Origin of the sequence: Tumebacillus amylolyticus, from assembly GCF_016722965.1 — a bacterium.
GTDB lineage: Bacteria > Bacillota > Bacilli > Tumebacillales > Tumebacillaceae > Tumebacillus > Tumebacillus amylolyticus.
The window spans coordinates 242,014-263,527 of record NZ_JAEQNB010000002.1 but is presented as its reverse complement, the minus strand read 5'-3'; the positions used below and the strand labels follow the sequence as shown (position 1 = coordinate 263,527).

The 21,514-nt window shown below is 55.8% G+C and carries 21 protein-coding genes; 18 read left to right on the top strand and 3 right to left on the bottom strand.

Annotated features, from left to right (window positions below):
• Positions 1 to 221: 221 nt before the first annotated feature.
• The 15 genes from JJB07_RS08205 (at position 222) to icmF (ending at position 15,537) form a co-directional block, all read left to right on the top strand.
• Positions 222 to 1,397, top strand: a complete 1,176-nt coding sequence (locus JJB07_RS08205) for an ABC transporter substrate-binding protein (RefSeq protein ID WP_430727220.1) — start codon at positions 222 to 224, stop codon at positions 1,395 to 1,397.
• A 106-nt stretch (positions 1,398 to 1,503) separates the two neighbouring features.
• Entirely contained in the window at positions 1,504 to 2,391 is an 888-nt protein-coding gene (locus tag JJB07_RS08200) for a branched-chain amino acid ABC transporter permease (RefSeq protein WP_201633462.1), read from the top strand.
• An 11-nt stretch (positions 2,392 to 2,402) separates the two neighbouring features.
• Positions 2,403 to 3,356 carry a branched-chain amino acid ABC transporter permease gene (locus JJB07_RS08195; RefSeq protein WP_201633459.1) on the top strand — a complete coding sequence of 318 codons (954 nt, stop codon included), beginning with the start codon at positions 2,403 to 2,405 and terminating at the stop codon, positions 3,354 to 3,356.
• Positions 3,331 to 4,107, top strand: a complete 777-nt coding sequence (locus JJB07_RS08190; RefSeq protein ID WP_201633456.1) for an ABC transporter ATP-binding protein — start codon at positions 3,331 to 3,333, stop codon at positions 4,105 to 4,107. Before JJB07_RS08195 ends, JJB07_RS08190 begins: the two co-directional genes overlap by 26 nt.
• A 4-nt stretch (positions 4,108 to 4,111) precedes the next feature.
• Positions 4,112 to 4,816, top strand: coding sequence for an ABC transporter ATP-binding protein (locus JJB07_RS08185; protein WP_201633453.1), 705 nt, complete (start codon positions 4,112 to 4,114; stop codon positions 4,814 to 4,816).
• Between the two features lie 130 nt (positions 4,817 to 4,946).
• Complete coding sequence (gene gntK / locus JJB07_RS08180) at positions 4,947 to 6,500, top strand: gluconokinase (protein WP_201633450.1); 1,554 nt, start codon at positions 4,947 to 4,949, stop codon at positions 6,498 to 6,500.
• A gap of 27 nt (positions 6,501 to 6,527) precedes the next feature.
• Positions 6,528 to 7,853, top strand: coding sequence for a GntT/GntP/DsdX family permease (locus JJB07_RS08175; RefSeq protein WP_201633447.1), 1,326 nt, complete (start codon positions 6,528 to 6,530; stop codon positions 7,851 to 7,853).
• Positions 7,854 to 7,962: 109 nt separating this feature from the next.
• Positions 7,963 to 8,283, top strand: coding sequence for an ArsR/SmtB family transcription factor (locus tag JJB07_RS08170; protein ID WP_201633444.1), 321 nt, complete (start codon positions 7,963 to 7,965; stop codon positions 8,281 to 8,283).
• A gap of 68 nt (positions 8,284 to 8,351) precedes the next feature.
• The gene (locus tag JJB07_RS08165) at positions 8,352 to 9,122 is read left to right on the top strand and encodes an SDR family NAD(P)-dependent oxidoreductase (RefSeq protein WP_201633441.1); all 771 of its coding nucleotides are present in this window, start codon (positions 8,352 to 8,354) and stop codon (positions 9,120 to 9,122) included.
• A 71-nt stretch (positions 9,123 to 9,193) separates the two neighbouring features.
• Complete coding sequence (locus JJB07_RS08160; protein WP_201633438.1) at positions 9,194 to 9,640, top strand: hypothetical protein; 447 nt, start codon at positions 9,194 to 9,196, stop codon at positions 9,638 to 9,640.
• Complete coding sequence (locus JJB07_RS08155; RefSeq protein WP_201633435.1) at positions 9,637 to 10,446, top strand: DUF3109 family protein; 810 nt, start codon at positions 9,637 to 9,639, stop codon at positions 10,444 to 10,446. The genes JJB07_RS08160 and JJB07_RS08155 overlap by 4 nt, the downstream gene beginning before the upstream one ends.
• The gene (locus JJB07_RS08150) at positions 10,443 to 10,670 is read left to right on the top strand and encodes a YqgQ family protein (protein ID WP_236587892.1); all 228 of its coding nucleotides are present in this window, start codon (positions 10,443 to 10,445) and stop codon (positions 10,668 to 10,670) included. The genes JJB07_RS08155 and JJB07_RS08150 overlap by 4 nt, the downstream gene beginning before the upstream one ends.
• 196 nt (positions 10,671 to 10,866) lie before the next feature.
• Positions 10,867 to 11,499, top strand: a complete 633-nt coding sequence (locus tag JJB07_RS08145; protein WP_201633432.1) for a hypothetical protein — start codon at positions 10,867 to 10,869, stop codon at positions 11,497 to 11,499.
• A 142-nt stretch (positions 11,500 to 11,641) separates the two neighbouring features.
• Positions 11,642 to 12,274: a TetR/AcrR family transcriptional regulator gene (locus tag JJB07_RS08140; protein WP_201633429.1), complete on the top strand. Its 633-nt coding sequence runs from the start codon at positions 11,642 to 11,644 to the stop codon at positions 12,272 to 12,274.
• 17 nt (positions 12,275 to 12,291) lie between these two features.
• Positions 12,292 to 15,537, top strand: coding sequence for a fused isobutyryl-CoA mutase/GTPase IcmF (gene icmF, locus JJB07_RS08135; RefSeq protein WP_201633427.1), 3,246 nt, complete (start codon positions 12,292 to 12,294; stop codon positions 15,535 to 15,537).
• A gap of 59 nt (positions 15,538 to 15,596) precedes the next feature.
• Here icmF and JJB07_RS08130 read toward each other — a convergent pair whose 3' ends face one another.
• Positions 15,597 to 16,235 (bottom strand): hypothetical protein, encoded by a 639-nt coding sequence (locus JJB07_RS08130; protein ID WP_201633424.1) that lies wholly within the window; start codon positions 16,233 to 16,235, stop codon positions 15,597 to 15,599.
• A 200-nt stretch (positions 16,236 to 16,435) separates the two neighbouring features.
• Between JJB07_RS08130 and JJB07_RS08125 the strand changes: the two genes are divergently transcribed.
• Positions 16,436 to 16,939 (top strand): hypothetical protein, encoded by a 504-nt coding sequence (locus JJB07_RS08125; RefSeq protein ID WP_201633421.1) that lies wholly within the window; start codon positions 16,436 to 16,438, stop codon positions 16,937 to 16,939.
• A gap of 39 nt (positions 16,940 to 16,978) precedes the next feature.
• Here the strand turns inward: JJB07_RS08125 and JJB07_RS08120 are convergent, their stop codons facing one another.
• On the bottom strand, positions 16,979 to 18,169 hold the full coding sequence (locus JJB07_RS08120; protein WP_201633418.1) for an ornithine cyclodeaminase, nickel-pincer nucleotide-dependent: 1,191 nt from the start codon (positions 18,167 to 18,169) through the stop codon (positions 16,979 to 16,981).
• A gap of 166 nt (positions 18,170 to 18,335) precedes the next feature.
• Between JJB07_RS08120 and JJB07_RS08115 the strand changes: the two genes are divergently transcribed.
• Entirely contained in the window at positions 18,336 to 19,421 is a 1,086-nt protein-coding gene (locus tag JJB07_RS08115; RefSeq protein WP_201633415.1) for an HD-GYP domain-containing protein, read from the top strand.
• Here JJB07_RS08115 and JJB07_RS08110 read toward each other — a convergent pair whose 3' ends face one another.
• Entirely contained in the window at positions 19,422 to 19,883 is a 462-nt protein-coding gene (locus JJB07_RS08110; protein WP_201633412.1) for a hypothetical protein, read from the bottom strand. It lies immediately after the preceding gene.
• Positions 19,884 to 20,053: 170 nt separating this feature from the next.
• Here JJB07_RS08110 and bcaP point away from each other — a divergent pair, with 170 nt between their 5' ends.
• The gene (bcaP, locus tag JJB07_RS08105) at positions 20,054 to 21,451 is read left to right on the top strand and encodes a branched-chain amino acid transporter BcaP (protein ID WP_201633410.1); all 1,398 of its coding nucleotides are present in this window, start codon (positions 20,054 to 20,056) and stop codon (positions 21,449 to 21,451) included.
• The last annotated feature ends 63 nt before the right edge of the window (positions 21,452 to 21,514 follow it).

Genomic DNA, 21,514 nt, shown 5'->3' with positions numbered 1-21,514 from the left:
GTGGGAGCGCGAAAACAAGCGCAATTCAATCCTAATATCTCATTTCAGGCGAAAATAGTCGAAAATTAAGAGATATGGCAGGTGAAGGCTCAAAATATTTCGTGTACTATGAATCCATAAATAATTCTGAACTTTTACACTCATGTAACAATCTACAACGTTATTGTTCATAGACAGACACAATAACGGTTTGACCAAGAAAAAGGGGGCTTTTTTCGATGATGATGGGCAAAAAGTTTATCGCCGTAACGGCAGCACTGACTGTGACGACTGCACTGGTAGGTTGCGGTTCCAAGGCAACCACCTCTTCCTCCAACAGCGACACCATTAAGATCGGTACCAACTTGGAGTTGACCGGTGCGGTCGCTGCGTTTGGCCAATCCCAGTTGAACGGGATCAACCTCGCAGTCGAAGAAATCAACAAAGCAGGCGGCGTAAACGGCAAGAAAATCGAGATCGTCTCCGCGGACAACGCGTCCAAAAAGGAAGAGTCCACCCGTACCGCAACCAAACTGATCACCGAAGACAAAGTCGACGTGCTGATGGGCGCTGCGATCTCCGGCGACACCTTCGCTGCAGTTGAAGTGGCGAACAACAAGAAAATCCCGATGCTGACCCCGTCGGCCACGAACGATGACATCACGTTCGACAGCAAGAAAAACAAACTCAACGACTACGTGTTCCGCGCTTGCTTCATCGACTCCTTCCAAGGGAAAGTCATGGCGGACTTCTCCGCAGGCAACCTCAAAGCGAAGAACGCAGTTATCTATATCGACAACTCCTCCGACTACTCCAAAGGTCTGGCGAAGTCCTTCAAGTCCGAATTCGAATCCAAGGGCGGCAAGATCGTAGCGTCCGAGTCCTACCAAACCAAAGACACCGACTTCAAAGCGGTCCTGACCCGCATCAAGACCTTGAACCCGGATGTCATCTGGGTACCGGGCTACTACGAAGAAGTCGGCAAGATCGTCAAGCAAGCCCGCGAAATGGGCATCACCGCAGCAATCGAAGGCGGCGACGGCTGGGATGCTCCGCAACTCGTGGAGATTGCAGGTAAAGACAACCTGAACAACACCTTCATCTCCAACCACTACACCGCTGAAGATCCGGACCCGAAAGTCAAGAAGTTCATCGACGCATTCAAAGCGAAGTACAACACCGTTCCGGATGCAATGGCCGTTCTCGGCTACGATGCGACCTTCATGGTAGCTGACGCAGTCAAGCGCGCAGGCTCCACGGACAAGGAAAAAGTAAAAGAAGCACTCGCAAACACCAAAGACTTTGAAGGCGTAACCGGTAAAATTGCACTCGATAAAAACCACGACCCGGTCAAGGCAGCCGTTGTCCTCGAATACAAGGACGGCAAGCAAACTTTCAATACCAAAGTCCAACCGTAGGTTGCGTTTTTTGGAGGGGAGCCGGTGTCGAGCGACACGACAGCTCCCCTTTTTTCATGAAATGAATAATTCAATACAGACTTGAACGAAGAGAGGTGTTGTACTCATGACTTTCGATTATCTCGTCCAACAGCTCATCAACGGGATCTCCATCGGCTCGATCTACGCCTTGATCGCGTTGGGGTACACAATGGTCTACGGCATCATCAAACTGATCAACTTTGCACACGGCGACGTCTTCTTCGTCGGTGCGTACACCGGGTACTTCGCGGCGAAAGCGGGTCTCGGACTGATTCTCTCGCTGATTCTTGCGATGGTGGTCTGCGGCATTCTCGGTGTCCTCATCGAGCGTTTGGCGTACAAGCCCTTGCGCAACGCGGCCCGCATCGTCATTTTGATCACGGCAATCGGCGTCTCGTTCCTCTTGGAAAACCTCGGGATCATCACCCTCGGCGCACAAGCGCAGGGCTTCCCGGAAATCGTCACGAAATCGACCTACACCCTGTGGGGCGATGTGACCATCGATTCCATCCAGATCATCGTCCTCGCAGTTACCGTCATCTTGATGGCCGTTCTGCAATTCGTCGTACACCGCACCAAAATCGGCAAAGCGATGCGCGCCGTTTCCTTCGATATGGAAGCTGCACGCCTCATGGGGATCAATGTTGACTCGACGATCTCGGCCACGTTTGCCATCGGTTCGGCTCTGGCAGGTGCGGCGGGTGTCGTCTTCGCCGTCATGTATCCGTCCGTTGACCCGCTGATGGGCATCATTCCGGGTCTGAAAGCGTTCGTTGCAGCGGTTCTCGGCGGCATCGGGATCATCCCGGGCGCATTGGTCGGCGGCTTGCTGCTTGGCGTCGTCGAAACCGGCGTTCAATCGATTCCGGGCATGTCGCTGTGGCGCGACGGCGTTGCGTTCGGCATCTTGATCTTGATCCTCATCTTCAAACCGACCGGCCTGTTCGGTAAAAACGTCCGCGAGAAAGTGTAGGTGGAGACTCAATGAACAAGCGGTTTTTCTTAGGAATTGCGATCAGCCTTGTGTTCTATGGGGTGGTCCAAGCACTGATCTCGGGCGAGATCCTCAATGACTTCTATGTTGATACTCTCGTCATGCTCGGGATCAACATCATCTTGGCGGTTTCCTTGAACTTGATCAACGGCTTCACCGGTCAGTTCTCCATCGGCCATGCGGGCTTCATGTCGATCGGGGCGTACGTCTCGGCGATCATGACGACCAACTTGGGCTACTCGTTCCCGCTCGCTTTGATCTGCGGCTGTCTGGCTGCGGCGGTTGCCGGTCTGATCATCGGCTTCCCGACCCTTCGTTTGAAAGGCGACTACCTCGCCATCGCAACGCTCGGTTTCGGGGAGATCATCCGCATCGTCTGGTTGAACAACGATTACGTCGGCGGCGCGGCGGGCCTCAACGGCATCGAGCGCGTCACGAACTGGTCGTGGGTCTTCTTCCTCGTTTTGATCACGGTCATCGTGATTCAGAACATCGTCAAGTCCACGCACGGCCGTGCGATGATCTCCGTTCGTGAAAACGAAATCGCCGCAGAAGCGATGGGGATCAACGTCACTCGCTACAAAGTCATCGCCTTCGTTGTCGGCGCGTTCTTCGCCGGCATGGCGGGTGCCATCTCCGCTCATTACTTCTACGGAATCGCACCGGGCAGCTACAACTTCATGAAGTCTTTCGAAATTCTCGTCTTCGTCGTACTCGGCGGCCTCGGCAGTACGCTGGGCGTCGTGGTCGGTACGGTGTTGCTGACGTTGCTCTTCACCTTCTTGCAGGACATTCCGGAGTGGCGCATGATTATCTACTCGCTGATCCTCATCCTGACGATGATCTTCCGTCCGAAGGGTTTGCTTGGCAACGTAGACGTGATGAAGCTCTTCAAGAAGAGAGGGGGGGCGACCAAAAATGGCGGCACAACAACAACTCCTTAAAGCGGAGAAAGTCTCCCGTATCTTTGGCGGTCTGAAGGCAGTCTCCGATGTAAACTTGGAAGTCGCAGACGGCGAACTGGTCGGGCTGATCGGCCCGAACGGGGCGGGCAAAACCACCCTGTTCAACTTGCTGACCGGCGTCTACGAGCCGTCCGAAGGCGAGATTCTCTTCGGCGGTTCCCGCGTCAACGGACTCAAACCGTATCAAATCACCAAGCGCGGTGCGGCACGGACGTTCCAGAACATCCGCCTCTTCGGAGACATGACCGTTTTGGAAAACGTCATGGTTGCGTACAACATGCACGCGTCGCACGGTCTGTTCTCTTCGATTTTCCGCTTGCCGAAGCACTTCAAAGGGGAAGCGGACATGGCGGAGAAAGCGATCGAGTTCCTGAAAATCTTCAAGCTCGAAGGCAAAAAGGACGAGATTGCAAAAAATCTCCCGTACGGCGAACAACGCCGTCTGGAGATCGCCCGTGCACTCGCAGCCAAGCCGAAGCTCCTGTTGCTCGATGAGCCGGCGGCGGGGATGAACCCGCAAGAGACGGTTGATCTGATGAACTTGATCCGTTGGATTCGCGATGAGTTCAAGATTACGATTCTCTTGATTGAGCACGACATGGGTCTGGTCATGGGCGTGTGCGAGCGCATCTATGTGCTCGACCGCGGACAGATGATTGCCTCCGGGACCCCGGAACAGATTCGTACCAACCCGAAAGTCATCGAAGCCTATCTGGGCCAGGAGGTGTAGCCCGATGTTAGCAGTTAAGGACATCAACGTGTACTACGGCGCGATCCATGCGCTCAAAGGGGTCTCCTTCGAGATCAAGGAGGGCGAGATCGTCACGCTGATCGGTGCCAACGGCGCCGGCAAATCGACGATCTTGAAAACGATCTCCGGCCTGTTGAAGCCGAAGTCGGGCACCATCGAGTTCTCGGGCGACGCGATTCACGGCAAAGTGGCGCAAGAGATCGTGAAGCGCGGCATGTCGCACTGCCCGGAAGGCCGTCGCGTATTTGCGAACATGTCGGTCGAAGAGAACCTCGAACTCGGCGCGTTTCTGCGCAAGGACAAAAAGGGCATCGCCGAAGACTTGGAAGGCGTCTACAAGCGCTTCTCTCGTCTGCGCGAACGCTCCAAGCAGATGGCAGGCACTCTCTCCGGCGGTGAACAGCAGATGCTTGCGATGGGCCGTGCGCTGATGGCGCGCCCGAAGTTGCTTCTGCTCGACGAGCCGTCGATGGGTCTGGCTCCGCTGCTCGTCCGCGAGATTTTCAACATCGTCGAAGAGATCAACCAGTCCGGCACCACCGTTCTGCTCGTCGAGCAGAACGCGAACATGGCGCTCTCGATTGCACATCGTGCGTACGTCATCGAGACCGGCAAGATCGTGCTCGCAGGTGCGGCACAGGAACTGGCAGCTTCCGACGAGATCAAGAAAGCATACCTTGGCGGTTGAGGTCCCTGCGATAGAATCTGGTACCCAAAAAAGCTCTCCCCGTACTTCGGTGCGGGGAGAGCTTTTTTTTCATAAATCATGGACTTGCACGCAACACTATGCCAGACAGGTACAAAAAGGTGGGAATGACATGATAGACAACCAAGTCGTGTTGGGACTCGACATCGGAACGACCTCTACGAAAGCGGTCGTATTCGGCCCAGAGGGTAAAGTCATCGCGGCGCATGCTGTTGATTATCCGATTTTGCAACCACACCCGTCATGGGCTGAACAAGACCCTGAACAGATTTTGCAAGCGGTGCTCGACAGTGTGAAACAAGCGCTGATCAAAGCAAACACGGAAGCTTCCCAGGTGCGGGCCATCGGGTTCAGTTGTGCGATGCACTCGCTGATCGCTTTGAAAGCGGACGGCACGCCGCTCACCCGCACGATCATCTGGGCGGACAACCGCAGCGTGGAACAAGCGCGGCGGATCAAAACCGAATTGGGCGGCCACGCGATCTACCAGCGAACCGGCACCCCGATTCACCCGATGTCTCCGCTCGCGAAGATTCTCTGGATGCGCGAGGAGCAGCCGGAGTTGTTCAAGCAGACCGCGAAGTTTGTCTCGATCAAAGAGTACGTCCTGTATCGTCTGTTTGGGAAGTTCGTCGTGGACTACTCCATCGCCTCGGCCACGGGGATGTTCAACCTCGAACGCTTGCAATGGGACGAGGAAGCTCTGCAACTGCTCGGAATTTCTCCCGAACAACTGGCAGAGCCTGTGTCGACGACGCACGTGTTGACGGGGATGAAACCCGACCTCGCAGAGCGTATGGGCGTGCGGACCGACTTGCCGTTCATCGTCGGAGCGAGTGACGGCGTGCTCGCCAACCTCGGCGTGGGAGCGATTGGCCCGGGCGAAGTCGCCGTGACGATCGGCACGAGCGGTGCGATTCGGACGGTCGTCGATCGTCCCTTGACCGACCCGCGCGCGCGGACGTTTTGCTACGCGCTGTCGGAGCAGCATTGGGTCATCGGAGGGCCGACCAACAACGGGGGCATCGTGTTGCGTTGGTTGCGCGATGAGATGGGCATGGCCGAAACGGAAGTCGCCAAACGGCTGGGCGTCGATCCGTACGATCTCATGATCGGATCGGCGGAACGCATCCCGCCGGGGGCGGAGGGGTTGATTTTTCTCCCGTTGCTTTCGGGGGAGCGGGCTCCGTATTGGAATGCCAATGCGCGGGGCGTGTTTTTCGGTTTGTCGTTGCATCACAAACGGGAGCATCTCGTCCGGGCGGCGCTCGAAGGCGTCATTTTGGGTGTGTTCTCCGTGGGCATCGCCCTGCGCGATCTGGCGGGACACGCCAAAGACGTGCGCGCATCGGGCGGTTTTGCGCGGTCTCCGCTGTGGCGGCAGATTCTCTCCGACGTGCTGGGACGGGAAGTGATGGTGCCGCAAAGTCATGAAGCGTCGGCGCTGGGGGCGGCGGTGCTCGCCTTGAAAGGCATCGGAGACATCGACGACCTGAACATCGTGAAATCGTGGATTCAGATCTCCGAACGCCATGAACCGAATCCCCGAAACACCGAAACCTATCTCGAACTGTACTACCTCTACGAACGCCTCTATGAAAAAGTGGCGGAGGAGTTCGACCTCATCTCCGCCTTTCAACGCAAAGGGCAGTTCTCGAAACCGTAGTCAGAGCAGTCAAAGGAGGAATCAACAGTGCCGCTCGTCATAGTCGTGATTGCTGTCGTCGCACTTTTGCTCATGATCACGTTGTGGAAACTCAATCCGTTCATCGCCTTGCTGATCACGGCGGTGGGGGTCGGATTCGCCAGTGGCATGAGGCCGACCGACATCGTCCTGTCGATCAAAGACGGGATCGGCGGAACGCTCAACTTGCTCGCGCTCGTCCTGCCGCTTGGCACGATGCTTGGGAAAATGATGGGCGAGTCCGGCGGGGCCGATCGGATTGCCCACACGTTGATCAACCGCTTCGGAAAACGCAACGTCCACTGGGCGATGATGGTCGTTGCGTTTCTGGTCGGTCTCCCCGTGTTCTTTCAAGTCGGGTTCGTCTTGTTGGTGCCCTTGGTGTTCACGATTGCCAAGGAAACCGGCATGTCGCTTGTGAAAATCGGGATTCCGCTCGTGGCGGGTCTTTCCACCGTTCACGGTCTCGTACCGCCGCATCCCGCGCCGATGACTGCGATCGGGTTGTACAGTGCAGATACAGGCCGGACGATTCTCTACGCGTTGATCGTCGGGATTCCCACGGCGATCATCGCCGGGCCGTTGTACGGCTCGTGGATTGGCAAGCGTATCCACAAGACGGTTCCCGCCGAGTTTGCCGACATGCAAAGTCACAACCCGAATCGCAAAACGCCGAGCTTTGCAAACGTTATGTTCACGATCTTAATCCCGGTTCTGCTCATGCTGATGGGGTCGTGGGCGGACATCGCGTATCCGAAAGACAGTTGGACGCGCAACTATCTCGACTTTTTCGGCGATCCGGTGACGGCACTGTTGATCGGGACGATCTATGCGTTTTTCTCGCTGGGGTACTTCCAAGGATTCAACCGCGACGCGGTGTTGAAGTTTACCAATGAGAGCTTCGGGCCGATTGCGGGAATTCTGCTGACGATCGGAGCGGGCGGGGCGTTTAACAAAGTCTTGCAAAACTCCGGCGTCGGCAAATACATCGCGGAAATCTCCGCACATTCCAACATGTCCCCTGTTTTGCTGGCGTGGTCGGTTGCCGCTCTGATTCGCGTCGCGACAGGTTCCGCCACGGTGGCGATGCTGACGGCGGCCGGGATTGTCGCGCCGATTGCGCACACGATGACCGGGGTCAACATCGAACTGCTCGTTCTCGCAACCGGCGCGGGTTCGCTGATTCTCTCGCACGTTAATGACTCGGGGTTCTGGATGATCAAGGAGTATTTCGGCATGACGGTCAAAGAGACGCTGATGACGTGGACGGCGATGGAGACGATTCTCTCTCTGGTCGCGTTGGTGCTGATCCTGTTGCTCGACGTTGTGGTGTGAGTGTGAGTGTGAGAAAGCGGCTCGCCTGTTGACAGGCGGGCCGATTTTTTTGTACGATGAACGTAATGGTTCGTATGTTTAAACCAATAAGTATTGTGAGGTGAGGGACATGAAAAACACCCCAGATGACAACGACTTCGCAGTGAGCACGTTTCGCAACTGCATCCCGATCTTCAGCGCATTGGGCGATGCCAAGCGGCAAGATATCATCTTGTTGCTGGCGGAGCATGAGCCCTTGAACGTCAACCAGATTGCCGAGCACATCGAGTTGTCACGACCGGCGATTTCTCATCATTTGAAGATCCTGCGTGACGTCGGTCTCGTGTCGGTGGACCGCAAAGGCACGGAGAACAACTACAGCTTGGAGTTGGGCGACGCGCTTGTCACGATCAAACAACTTGTGGAAACGGTAGAGAAGGCCTGTCTGTGAAGACAGTCTTTTTTTAGAATCATTGGTTTATAAGTTTGAACCAATAAACATAAGGGGTGTCGAAAGAGATGGCAAAGCAAACCGCATTGATTACGGGAGCTTCTTCGGGGATTGGGGAGGAGTTTGCTCGCCGCTTGGCAGGGCAGGGGATGGATTTGATTTTGGTGGCTCGCTCGCGGGCGAAGTTGGAAGAGATGGCGGCAACACTCAGCAGCCAGTTCGGGATCACCGCGCATGTCATCACGGCAGACCTGAGTGCGGAGCGTGCGGCGAAGGAAGTGTCGCGCCAGACGCGGGAGAAGGGCTTGCACGTCGACTTTTTGATCAACAACGCGGGATTTGGTTCGGCGGGGGAGTTTGTACACAATGACGCCGAGCAAGAGCATCAGCAAGTCATGGTCAACGTCACGACGGTCGTGGACATGATCCACGAATACTTGCCCGCGATGGTGGAGAAGCGCAGCGGCACGATCATCAACGTGGCGTCTCTCGTTGCGTTCCAACCGGTGCCGCATATGGCGGTGTACGGCGCGACCAAAGCGTTCGTGCTGTCGTTGTCCGAAGCGTTGTGGGAAGAGAATCGCAAGTACGGAGTCAAAGTGCTCGGCCTCTGTCCGGGAGCGACGGCGACGAACTTCTTCGAAGTGGCGAAGGCACCGTCGTTTGGCAAATTGCGTTCGCCGGAGCAAGTCGTGAGCACCGCGCTGCGGGCTCTCCAACAAGGTCGCAGTTTCGTCGTGGACGGCGCTTCGAACGCCATCTCGTCCACGTTGCCGCGCATCCTCCCGCGCAAAGTCGTCGCCAAAGTCGCAGGCAATTTTGCAAAACCGAAACCGTAAGCGCGTTCCCACGCCGTCTCGCTTCGGTATGCTATAATAGGAACACCTTGCCGAAAACGGAGTGAATTGCAATGAGCGACAACCAGAATCAAATCGAAGTGGAAGTCATGATGGAGAACGGGCAGGTTCAGTTCGGACAATCGCTGATGGTGGCGATGTGGGAACCGACGCGCTTGGTGCCGTATCCGGTCAACGACGTCTATTCATTTACACACAAAGGCAAAACCTATGGCATCGTCGATTTGCTGTGCCAACTCGATGAGCTCACGCCGGAGCTGCGCGACCAAGGCGCGGAGAAAATCATCGAGACGATTCTCGAACTGATCAACTCCGTCTACATCGGAGACGAGTCGATGGTGTTGATCGGGCGTTGCATGGACCTCTACGCAGTCGAACTTCAAGGCCGCAACTGCATCGTCTTCCGCACGATCCTCATGGGCTCGAACGAATCGGTCGAAGAGATGCTCGCCCTGCGCGACGTCGGCCAAACCTTGTTCCCGGTCCCGCAACCGGAATGACGCAGCCCGGCTTCCTCTTCACCGGCACTCCCTTGGAGTTGACCGACGGAGAAGCCTACCACCTCCGCAAATATTGGAAAAAAGGGCGGCAAGCGCACAGCATTCAGTCGCTTGCCGCATTTGACGTGGACGTCGATCTCGACGCGCTGCGCACCCTCGTCCAACTCGACTGCGCCAACTGCCATCTCGCGCACGTCGCCTCGTGTTGCGAGGGCGGGTTTCCCTTTCCCCCGGCTGCGGAGCTGCTTCCCGTCCTCGACGAACACCTCGACGGCATCGCCGCACTGTTGCCTCTCGATGTCATCCGCCATCTCTTGCGCAAAGGGCTGTACGAACGGCACTTGGAAACGGCGGGTCATCGCACGATCGGCACGTTTGACGGCAACTGCAATTTCTGTATCGTGGAAAAAAACGGCCCTGCCTGCATGGCGCACCGGTACGCGTTGCAGTCCGACCTCAACCCGATGTCGGTCAAGCCGCTCTCGTGCCTGCTCTACCCGCTCGACTTGATCTACAGCGAAGAGGACGGTCGCACGCTGCTGACCGCTCTGACCGAACGCACCGCAGCGTTCTCCCGCTGGGGTCCGGACTATCGGCTTGACTATCTCTGCGCCAACGTCGAATTGCGCGAGAACCTCGCATCGGCAGACTCTCCGAACATCCGAGAGAATCTGCCGCCCGACGTGTTCGCGCCGGACTCGTACCGTCCGGCTTATGTGGAAGGGCGGCAGTTGTTGACGGAGTTGTACGGGGCCCCCTTTTACGATGAACTCCACACCCTGATCCAAGGAGGACGCAGACCTTGAACCTGTTGAGCAAAGAAGCGCACGACGGCATCATGTATGTGCGCACCGTGTTAAAGCGCTTCAACATCCTCATCTACACCGGCAACCAACTCGATGACATCGTGTTGATGGACCTCGAATTGGACGACCTCTTCGAATCCAAAACCGTCGAGGATGACGAGTTCCGCAACTCCAAACTCGCCTTGCGCCGCGCGTATCGCGAATTGGGCGGGAACGAAGAATAAGGGTTTCGTACCAGGCCGATTTTTCTCAGAGCAAGCCGTGCTGGCGAGAAATCGGTTTTTTTTCGTGTAAATGTTGTGTAACACCAAGTGTTTCCTTTATTCAAAAGTTTCAATGAATATTCCGAAAATTGCCAGATCAATTCCAATTCTAAAATGTATGTGATAAACTCTAGCCTGAAAAGGGGGAATTACCAGCATGAAAAACTTCACCAAACTTGCACTGGCTGCTATGCTCGTTCTGACCGCTGCAGCAGGCGTTGGTTGCTCCAAAACCGATGACACCGCCAAGTCCGGCACCACGACGACCGATACGAAAGTGGATACCGAAAAAGTAAACCGCGCAGTCTTTGCAGCAGCTCTGATTGCAGATGAGAAAATGACTTCTCAATTCAGCAAAGCTGTCAAAGGGATCGACGACAAAGGCGCAGACGTTACCTACTCCGCTCCGTCCCGTTCCAAAGACGATGCATTGACCTTCCTCGACCCGTACTGGGGCAAGGACGCAGCAGGCAAGGAATACGACGCGCTTCTCGGCGACGCAACCTACCTCGCAACTGCGAACAAGCAAATCGAAGCGAAAGTCACCAAGGACAACGCTGCAGTGAAAAAGGAAGAGGACAAAAAGAAATTCACTCCCCTCACCGCTGTTGCTGACTCCAAGAAGCTCTCGGCGAACAACCTCGCAGGCGCGAAAGCACAATTTGCAGACGCGAAGATCGATGGCAAAGACAACAAATACACCCTCGAGTACAAAGGCCTGAAATACACCTTGGAGAAGTCCGGCACCACTTTCAAAGTGACCTCCAAAGAAGGCACGCTCACGAAGTAATTTCGTACTCGTCCTCATACGGTTTTTTCGAAGCGCAGACCCCGTGTCTGCGCTTTTTCAGTCCTTGACGAAACACAACGTAAGCGAATACACTGAACATATAGATGAACCGAACGAGCGCTCGGTCGGGAGGTGACGGCACATGTCGAAGGATGCCAAGAAACCGATTCCCTCGCGCGTACTCGACCCGCAGTTGGTGGAAGCGCGCCGTTTGCAGATCGTGCAAGCGGCTGTCGAGCTGTTTGTGGACAAAGGGTTTCACAAAACCACCACGCGGGAGATCGCCAAGGCGAGCGGGATCGGTATCGGGACGCTCTATGAATACCTACAGTCCAAGGAAGACGTGCTCTATCTCGTCTGTGCGTACATCCACTCCGAAGTCGAGAAGCGTTTGACGGAAGCACGGCTTCAAGCAGAGAACGGGCGCGACCTGCTCGTGATGTCGATCCGGCGGTTTTTCGCCTGTGTCGATGAACTGCAAGATTATGTGCTCTTGATCTATCAAGAGACCAAGTCGCTTCCGCCGGAGACGTTGAAGTTGGTGTTGCAGAAGGAAGAAGAGATTACCCAACTGTTCGCCGACATCTTGGAGAGTGGCCGCAGAGACGGCTCGATCCAACTCGCGCCCCAACATGTGAAGTTGACGGCGCACAACATCATCGTGCTCGGCCAGATGTGGACATTCCGCCGCTGGGCCCTGCACCGTCATTATTCGCTGGAAGAGTACACCGAGCGTCAAGTCACGCTCTTGCTTCACGAGATCCATTCCCATTGAGAAAGGGGACAGGTGAAATGCAAACCACCTTGTACAAACCCAAACATAAGATTCGCTTCGTCACCGCGTCTGCTCTGTTTGACGGGCACGACGCAACCATCAACATCATGCGCCGCATCCTGCAAAGCTCCGGAGCGGAAGTCATCCACCTCGGCCACAACCGTGCAGCTGAGGAAATCGTCAACGCAGCGATCCAAGAAGACGCGCAAGGCATCGCCATCACGTCGTACCAAGGCGGCCACGTAGAATTCTTCAAATACATGTACGATCTGCTCAACGAGCGCGGCGCCGGCCACATCAAGCTGTTCGGCGGCGGCGGCGGTGTCATCGTCCCGGACGAGATCCGCGAACTGGAAGCGTACGGAGTCGTCAAGATCTACTCCCCGGACGACGGCCGCCGTTTGGGCCTGCAAGGGATGATCAACCACATGTTGGAGAACTCCGACTACGCGACGCCGAAGCAACTCGACCAACTGGTGAGCCAAGTGCAGGAGAAAAACGTCCTCGCCATCTCCAAGTTGATCACCCTCGCCGAAGAAACGGTCACCACGAACGACGAGCAGCAAAAACAACTGCTCCATGAACTGACCGAAAAAGCGCAAACCGTGCCGGTGCTCGGCATTACCGGAACCGGCGGTGCGGGGAAATCGTCGCTGACCGACGAACTCGTCCGTCGTTTCTTGAACGACTTCACCGACAAGACGATCGCGATCCTCTCCGTCGACCCGTCGAAGCAAAAAACGGGCGGCGCCCTGCTGGGTGACCGCATCCGTATGAACGCCATCCACAACCCGCGCGTCTACATGCGTTCGCTGGCAACCCGCGACTCCCGCTCCGAACTCTCGGCGGCGATCAAGGAAGCGATCGACGTCGTCAAGACGGCGGGCTATGACCTCGTCATCGTCGAGACCTCCGGGATCGGCCAAGGCGACGCGGAAATCACCAAAGTCGTCGACCTCTCGCTGTACGTGATGACGTCCGAATTCGGTGCCCCGTCGCAGTTGGAGAAAATCGACATGCTCGACTTCGCCGACCTCATCGCGATCAACAAATTCGAACGCAAAGGCTCGGCAGACGCCCTGCGCGATGTCAAAAAGCAGTTCCAACGCAACCACAACCTCTGGGAGCAGAACACCGACGAGATGCCGGTCTACGGCACAATCGCTTCGCAGTTCAACGACCCGGGCACCAACGTGCTCTACCGTGCGCTCGTCGACACCATCAACGAGAAGCTCGGCCTGAACTGGGAATCTTCGGTCGTCGTCACCGACGGCACTTCCAAGAAAAACTACATCATCCCGACCGAGCGCGTGCAATACCTCGGCGAGATCGTCTCGACCGTTCACTCGTACAAAAAATTCGTGAACCAGCAAGTCGAGATCGCTCGTAAAATTTTCCAACTCAAAGGCGTGCGTTCCCTGTTCGAAGCACAGCCGGAGACTCTGGCCGCGATCGACGCGCAGATTGCCGCACAGGAACTCAACCTGCATCCGCAATCGAAGCAACTGCTGGACTCCTGGCCGAAGCTCAAGGAACTTTACACCGCCGACGAGTTTGTCACCAAAATTCGTGACAAAGAAATTCGCACCCAACTCTTCACCGAATCGCTCTCCGGCACCCGCATTCCGAAAATCGCGCTGCCGAAGTACGAAGACTGGGGCGACCTGCTGCGTTGGCTGATGACCGAGAACGTGCCGGGCGAGTTCCCGTACACCGCCGGCGTGTTCCCGTTCAAGCGCGAAGGCGAAGACCCGAAGCGTCAGTTCGCGGGCGAAGGCACCCCGGACCGCACCAACCGCCGCTTCCACTACTTGTCCAAAAACGATGACGCCAAGCGCCTCTCCACCGCGTTCGACTCGGTTACGCTCTACGGCGAAGACCCGGACTACCGCCCGGACATCTACGGCAAGATCGGCGAATCCGGCGTTTCCATCTGTACGCTGGACGACATGAAAAAACTCTACGCGGGCTTCGATCTCTGCGCACCGTCCACGTCCGTCTCGATGACGATCAACGGCCCGGCCCCGATCATCCTCGCGATGTTCATGAACACGGCGATCGACCAGCAACTGGAACTCTTCGTCGCCAAAAACGGCCGCCAACCGGATGCAGAGGAGTACAAGCAAATTCAAGCGTACACCCTCGCAACCGTGCGCGGCACCGTGCAAGCGGACATCCTCAAGGAAGACCAAGGGCAGAACACCTGTATCTTCTCCACCGAGTTCGCGTTGCGCATGATGGGCGACATCCAGCAATACTTCATCGACAAAAAAGTCCGCAACTACTACTCCGTCTCCATCTCCGGCTACCACATCGCCGAAGCGGGAGCGAACCCGATCTCGCAGCTCGCTTTCACGCTGTCGAACGCGTTCACCTACGTGGAGTACTACTTGAGCCGCGGCATGAACATCGACGATTTCGCGCCGAACCTGTCGTTCTTCTTCTCCAACGGCATGGACCCGGAGTACACCGTCATCGGCCGTGTTGCGCGCCGCATCTGGGCGACCGCGATCAAGAACAAGTACAACGGCAACGATCGTTCGCAGAAGCTCAAGTACCATGTACAGACGTCCGGCCGTTCGCTGCATGCTCAAGAGATCGACTTCAACGACATCCGCACGACGTTGCAAGCGCTGATCGCTCTGCATGACAACTGCAACTCGTTGCACACCAACGCGTACGACGAAGCGATCACCACGCCGACCGAAGAATCGGTACGCCGTGCGATGGCGATCCAGATGATCATCACCAAAGAATTCGGCCTCATGAAAAACGAGAACGCCTACCAAGGCGCGTTCATCATTGAAGAGCTGACCGACCTCGTCGAAGAAGCGGTGCTCGCCGAGTTCTCCCGCATCAACGACCGCGGCGGCGTGCTTGGCGCGATGGAGACCCAATACCAACGCGGCAAGATCCAAGAAGAGTCGATGTACTACGAAACCCTCAAGCACAACGGCGACCTCCCGATCATCGGCGTCAACACGTACCTCAACCCGGCGACCCTCGCCGACGACTACGAAGCGCCGAAGATCGAACTCGCTCGTGCAACCAAGGAAGAGAAAGAACTGCAAATCAACAACCTACGCGAGTTCCACGCAGCGCATGCCGACACCTCGGCCCAGAAACTGCAGAACCTCCAGGAAGTTGCCGTCTCGGGCGGCAACGTGTTCGCGGAGCTGATGGAAACGGTCCGACACTGCTCGCTCGGCCAGATCACCCGTGCCCTGTACCAAGTCGGCGGTCAATACCGCCGCAACATGTAAGAGCCGGTCCATGAAAAAAGGTAGTCGTCCGCATGTGCGGGCGACTACCTTTTTTACTTTTACATAGAGGGCAAGTCCGGGAGGTTGATGACACCGCCGAGAAGCAAGAACATCAGCACGATCATCACGACGATGACCAGGGCGAGGAAGATCAAAAACTGCACCAACAGCGGGCCCCAGAACGCGACATTCGAAGAAACTCCAAAAAGTGTGATCAACGAGTAAACAGAAAGCAGGAAAAAATATACTAAGCCTAGAATAAAAAACCAATTCTGTACAAATGCGAAATCCAAGAACGGAGACGAGATCAACGAGAAGAACGTCATCGGGTAGATGATGTACGGAAAAGCGAGTCGGAGCAAGTGGTGTTTCTGACGGCGCTCCTCCGGAGTTTTCGGCAGCTTGTCGGACGCGAACATCAGCAGTCCGAGGCGGGCTGACAACAGGTAGAAGAAGCGTTGCAACGCGAATTGCACAGGCGGCGCGATGAGCACGAGCAACCACTTGAGCCAAGAAGTCTCGGTGCCAAAGTATTTGTCGAGTTCCGAACTCTGTCCGACGACGATGGCGGTGTCGATCATCGTCATGACGATGATGACGAAGCTCAGTCGCGAGGAAGCTTCCGGGCTCGGATTCTTCAAGATGTGAGCGAGGATGGCATGAGGGCGGATCAACAAAGCCCGAAGTAAGGATAGCACGAAGTGAGTTCCTCCTTTTTCCTAAGTAGCCCATTCAGTATAACGTAAAATCGCCGGAACTCCTAGAATCATAAGCAGGTTCTGCCTCCATTTGAGCACTTATTTAAAATTGTACAAATAAATTATCTCTTGTGAATTGTCTGTCTTTTAGTGTAAGCTATGCATAGAATGTGGGTATGGGGAAAGGGGGCATTTTCAGATTGAATCAGGGGAAATTCAAACGGATGTGCCTGTATCTGATCGTGGGGATCATGATGGTGGTGCTGAGCGGGTGTGACCTGAATGTACAGGGACCGCAATATACGACGGACTCATTGCTCCAGACCTTGAAGCAGTTCGGCATTACGGCTCACTATCCGATTGATCAGGGCAACGGACAGTTGCTGCCCAACGCAACGGGGACTCATTATCTTTTGCAGATCGATTATATCGATCAGTATGAAGTCAACAACGGCTGGACGGAGGTCTACGTCTATTCGGATGCGCAAACGGCCTACGAAGAGGCGTTGACAGTGCGCCAGGAATTCGAAGACCAACAGCGCTACGACCAGAAGATCGCGAAACTGCAAGGTCGCAAACTCGAAGAGAGTGCGCCGTTGCCTTTGTTCCAACACGGCAACGTGATCCTCTATGGGGGCGGAATCACGAAGCAAGCCGACGCGATGGAACGAATCACGAAAACATTTGGGAAATACCAACAATAGATCGCAAAAAAGAAACCCGAGCGGTATCGCCGGGTTTTTTTACGAGGATCTTTCGAGGGCTTGCAGTTCGCGGTTGAGACCTTCGACGAACAAGCCGGCGTCGGTGACGACACCCGTTGCTTGGGTGGAGCCGCGGTCGACAAGTTTGGAGACGACGGCGGGGTTGATGTCCACACAGATCGTCTTGCAAGTCGCCGGAATCATGTTGCCCGTACCGATGGCATGCAACATCGTCGAGATCATGATGACCATGTTCGCACCTTGGACGAGCTTGGCATAGTCGTTCTGCGCTTGAATCAAATCCATTTGCGTGTCCGGCAGCGGCCCGTCATCGCGAATCGAACCGGCCAGCACGTAGGGGACGTTGTGTTTGACCAGCGTGTACATAATGCCCGACGTCAACTCTCCGGCTGCCACCGCTTGCGCAATCGAGCCGTGGTAGCGAATTCTGTTGATGGCGACCAGATGGTGGCGATGTCCGCCGGGGACGCCGACAGCCGTGGCGGTGTTCACCCCGAGGGAAGTGCCGAAAAACGCGTTTTCGATGTCGTGTGTGGCCAATGCGTTGCCGGAGAGGACGGCGGAGATGTAGCCTTTTTCAATCAAGCCGCAGAATGCGCTCATCCCGCCTGTATGCACGACGCCCGGACCTGCGACGAAAACGATGCGGCCACCGGCGTCGCGGATGTCTTTCATCTCGCGGGCGATCTTGCGGATGAGGACGGGCACTTGTCGCTCGGAGGAGACTTCGGAGGTCATGAAGGCGAATTCTTTTTCTTCGTTGTTGGGCAGGGACAGCACGGAGATGCGGACGCCCGATTCGCCGCAGACGACGAGGTCGCCTCCTTTGACATTGCGCATGAGGGTGCAGACCGGTTTGCCGTTTGCGAGAATCACACAGCCGTCCATGCGCAATTGCTCGACCCGTTGCCATGACCCTTCATGAAATACATAGGTCGGGAAGTTGGAAGTCGAGTGAAAGTCGTTTGGCACGACGCCGTCTTTGGGGGCGGGCTGTACGTCCAAGTCTGTCGAGTGCAACCGTGTGCAACCTTTGCGGATCAAGAGATCGGCGAGCACTTCCACCTGCTCGGGTTCGCTGTAGACGAGAAAGCGCAGAGGCTTGTGGGCGACCAGTTCAAAGTGCCCGCCCGATTTCATGACCACATCCTCCAACTCGTCCAAGATGGGGAGGTGCGCGTCGAGCTCAAACAATTCCTGTATGTACATCGTCGACATCTCCTCCTGTAAGGATGAAACTCTGTTTAGCAAGAGCCGTCTAATTCTTTTAAGCAGTTCGTAAATCCAGCAGGTGAAAGGGGGGTCGATGTCGAAAAACATCGAGAGTACATCATTTTTCGATCCATATTTCCATCCAGCGAGGGTGATGTCATAGATGCATATCACGACAACCCAATCACTGCAGCCAGGTGCCAAGCTCGGCAAGAACATCTACATGAGCAATGGCAACGTGCTGTTGGCGGAAGGGAAGGAGTTGAGCCAAGCGATGATTCAACGCCTACTCGATCTCGGAATTTCGCAGGTCTATATCCAAGATCCACGCACGGACGACCTGCAGATTCAGGAAGCGGTCTCCGAAGAGACTCGCAACCGTGCCGTCCGTGCCGTGTACAAATCCTTTAACGAAATGATCGAAGCGCGCAAGTGGACGCGAACGGTTGCCAATCCGCGTCTTGGACGTGAGTTCCGTCGCGCGTTCGAGGACATTCTGGGAGAACTGCGAACTCATCGGAATGTCATGATCAACTTGACCCAGATCTACACGACAGACAACTATCTGTACAGCCATTCGGTCAACGTCGGGATCTACTCGGCGGCTTTAGGGTTGGCTTTGGGTCTCAAGCACGATCAACTGCTTGACCTCGGGATCGGCGCGATGTTGCACGACATCGGCAAAACGCAGATTCCGATGGAGATCCTCATGAAGCCGGGCAAGCTCACCCCGGAGGAGTTCGCCATCATGAAGGAGCATACCACCATCGGTTATAACATGCTCCGTGAGCATCCTGATATTCCTCTGATTGCGGCTCATTGCGCGCTTCAGCATCATGAACGTCTCGACGGCAGCGGATACCCGCGCGGTCTCAAAGCGGACGAGATCCACCTCTACGGGCAGATCGTCGGCATTGCAGACGTGTACGATGCGTTGACGTCGCACCGTGTGTACCGCAAAGCGTTCCTGCCTCATGAAGCGTTGGAGATGCTGTTTGCGTCGAGCAACGGGTTCGATCACGAATTGATTCGCAAATTCCGTGACAACGTTGCGCTCTACCCGATCGGTCTCACCGTCGTGCTCAACACCGGCGAACGTGCGGTCGTCGTGGACATCAACACGAAATTCCCTCACCGCCCCATCCTGCGCGTGTTGCAGAACGAGGACGGCGAGGACATTCCGACCCGCGAGATCGACTTGTCGCAACACTTGAACTTGATGATCACCGGCTGCGAAGAGATCTTATAACTACTTTTTCGTTTTCTCGACTTTGATGATCAGAGGGTCTTGCCCGGTCGGGCGGATCATGGTCACTTGCTCCTGCCCTTGCAGGAGCTTTTTTATTTCATCGGTTTTGGCGGACTTTGCCATCTCAAACCAGGCGTAGAGCGGACGATCCGTGCCGTAGTAGAGTCGTTGGCGGGCACGGCGGAACGGCCACATCTCGCAGTCGTTGACAACGACGCTTGAGTCTGCGATATCGGCCTCGTCCAGTTTCCACTCACCGTCCAACAGGCGAACGGTCGTTTCCCCTAAGTAGGCTCCGACCGACAGCACCAGCGTCGGGTCGGGAGCGTGTCCCGGCTTTGAGACCAAATTCAGCAAGCGGTCCACCTGTTTCAAACTTTCTTCCGAATAATCAAGTCCCCACTCGGACGACACTTGATCTATGAAAATCTGCGCGATATCGGCAAGCATTCCTGCACTCATTTGTACACTCTTCCTTTCTGGTACCTTCTTACTTTAGTGTACCATAGACAGAGGGATCACGTTTTTTCGGGTATTTGACAAAATTCGAACTACTCCCTACAATGACTTGTATGCCATCTTCCTACTACTAAACTATCTAGCTACTACACAGCGATCAAGGAGGCAACGAGATGAGCTTATTTCGCACGAAAAGCATTGACGACTTAATCCGCACATCGCAATCTGGGCAGACGCTCAAGAAATCACTTGGTACGTTCGACCTCACCATGCTTGGCATTGGGGCGATCATCGGCACGGGGATTTTCGTTCTAACGGGAAAAGGTGCGCTGACCGCAGGTCCCGCACTGGTTCTCTCGTTCATCCTCGCCGGTCTCGCTTGTGCATTCGCCGCGCTCTGTTACGCAGAGTTTGCGTCGATGATTCCGGTCTCAGGTTCGGTTTACACCTATAGCTACGCCACCCTCGGCGAGTTCATCGCTTGGATCATCGGGTGGGACTTAATGCTCGAATACGCGCTGGCCATCTGCGCGGTTGCCGTCGGGTGGTCAGGATACTTCCAATCCTTACTCAAAGGTATCACAGGCTATGAACTCCCCACCGCGCTCACTGCAGCGCCGGGCGCCGTTCCGGGAGTGAGCACCGCGTTCAACTTGCCGGCGTTTCTGATCGTGTTGTTGGTTGCGTTCTTGCTCTCGCGCGGTGTCAAGGAATCGACCCGCGTCAACAACATCATGGTTGTCGTCAAAGTCATCGTCGTTCTGCTCTTCATCATCGTCGGGTTCCGTTTCGTCAAGCCGGGCAACTGGCATCCGTTCATGCCGTTCGGTTTCTCCGGTGTGTTCCAAGCCGCAGCGCTCGTGTTCTTCGCTTACATCGGGTTTGACGCGGTCTCGTCTGCGGCGGAGGAAGCTAAGAACCCGGCGCGCGACTTGCCGCGCGGGATCATTTTCTCCCTGTTGATCTGCACCGCGCTCTACATCATCGTCACGCTGATCATGACCGGGATCGTGCCGTACCCGCAGTTTGAAGGCATCGCGCATCCGATTTCGTTGGCTCTGCAAGTGGCAGGCCAAGACTGGTTCGCCGGTTTCGTGGACTTGGGCGCGATTCTCGGGATCACCACCGTCCTGATCGTCATGACGTATGGACAGACCCGCATCTCGTTTGCAATGTCCCGCGACGGACTGCTGCCGAAGATGTTCTCCAAAGTTCATCCGAAGTACCAGACTCCGTACGGCTCCACGTGGTTGGTCGGGATCATCTGCGCGTTGATTGCCGGTTTGGTTCCGCTCGACACGCTCGCCGAGTTGACCAACATCGGGACGCTCGCAGCGTTCACTTTGGTCTCCATCGCCGTCATGGTCTTGCGCAAGAAGCAACCGAACCTCAAGCGCTCGTTCCGCGTGCCGTTCGTGCCGGTGCTCCCGATTCTCGCCGTGCTGTTCTGCCTGTTCCTCATGGTGCAACTGAAATGGCAAACCTGGTTGGCGTTCGTGATCTGGCTGGTCGTCGGCCTCGTGGTCTACTTCGGCTACTCGCGCAAACGTTCCAACCTCAACAAGCGGTAATTGAAAAGTAGAAGCGTTCGCCCTGTGGCGAATGCTTCTTTTTTTGCCAGGGGATACTAGCGT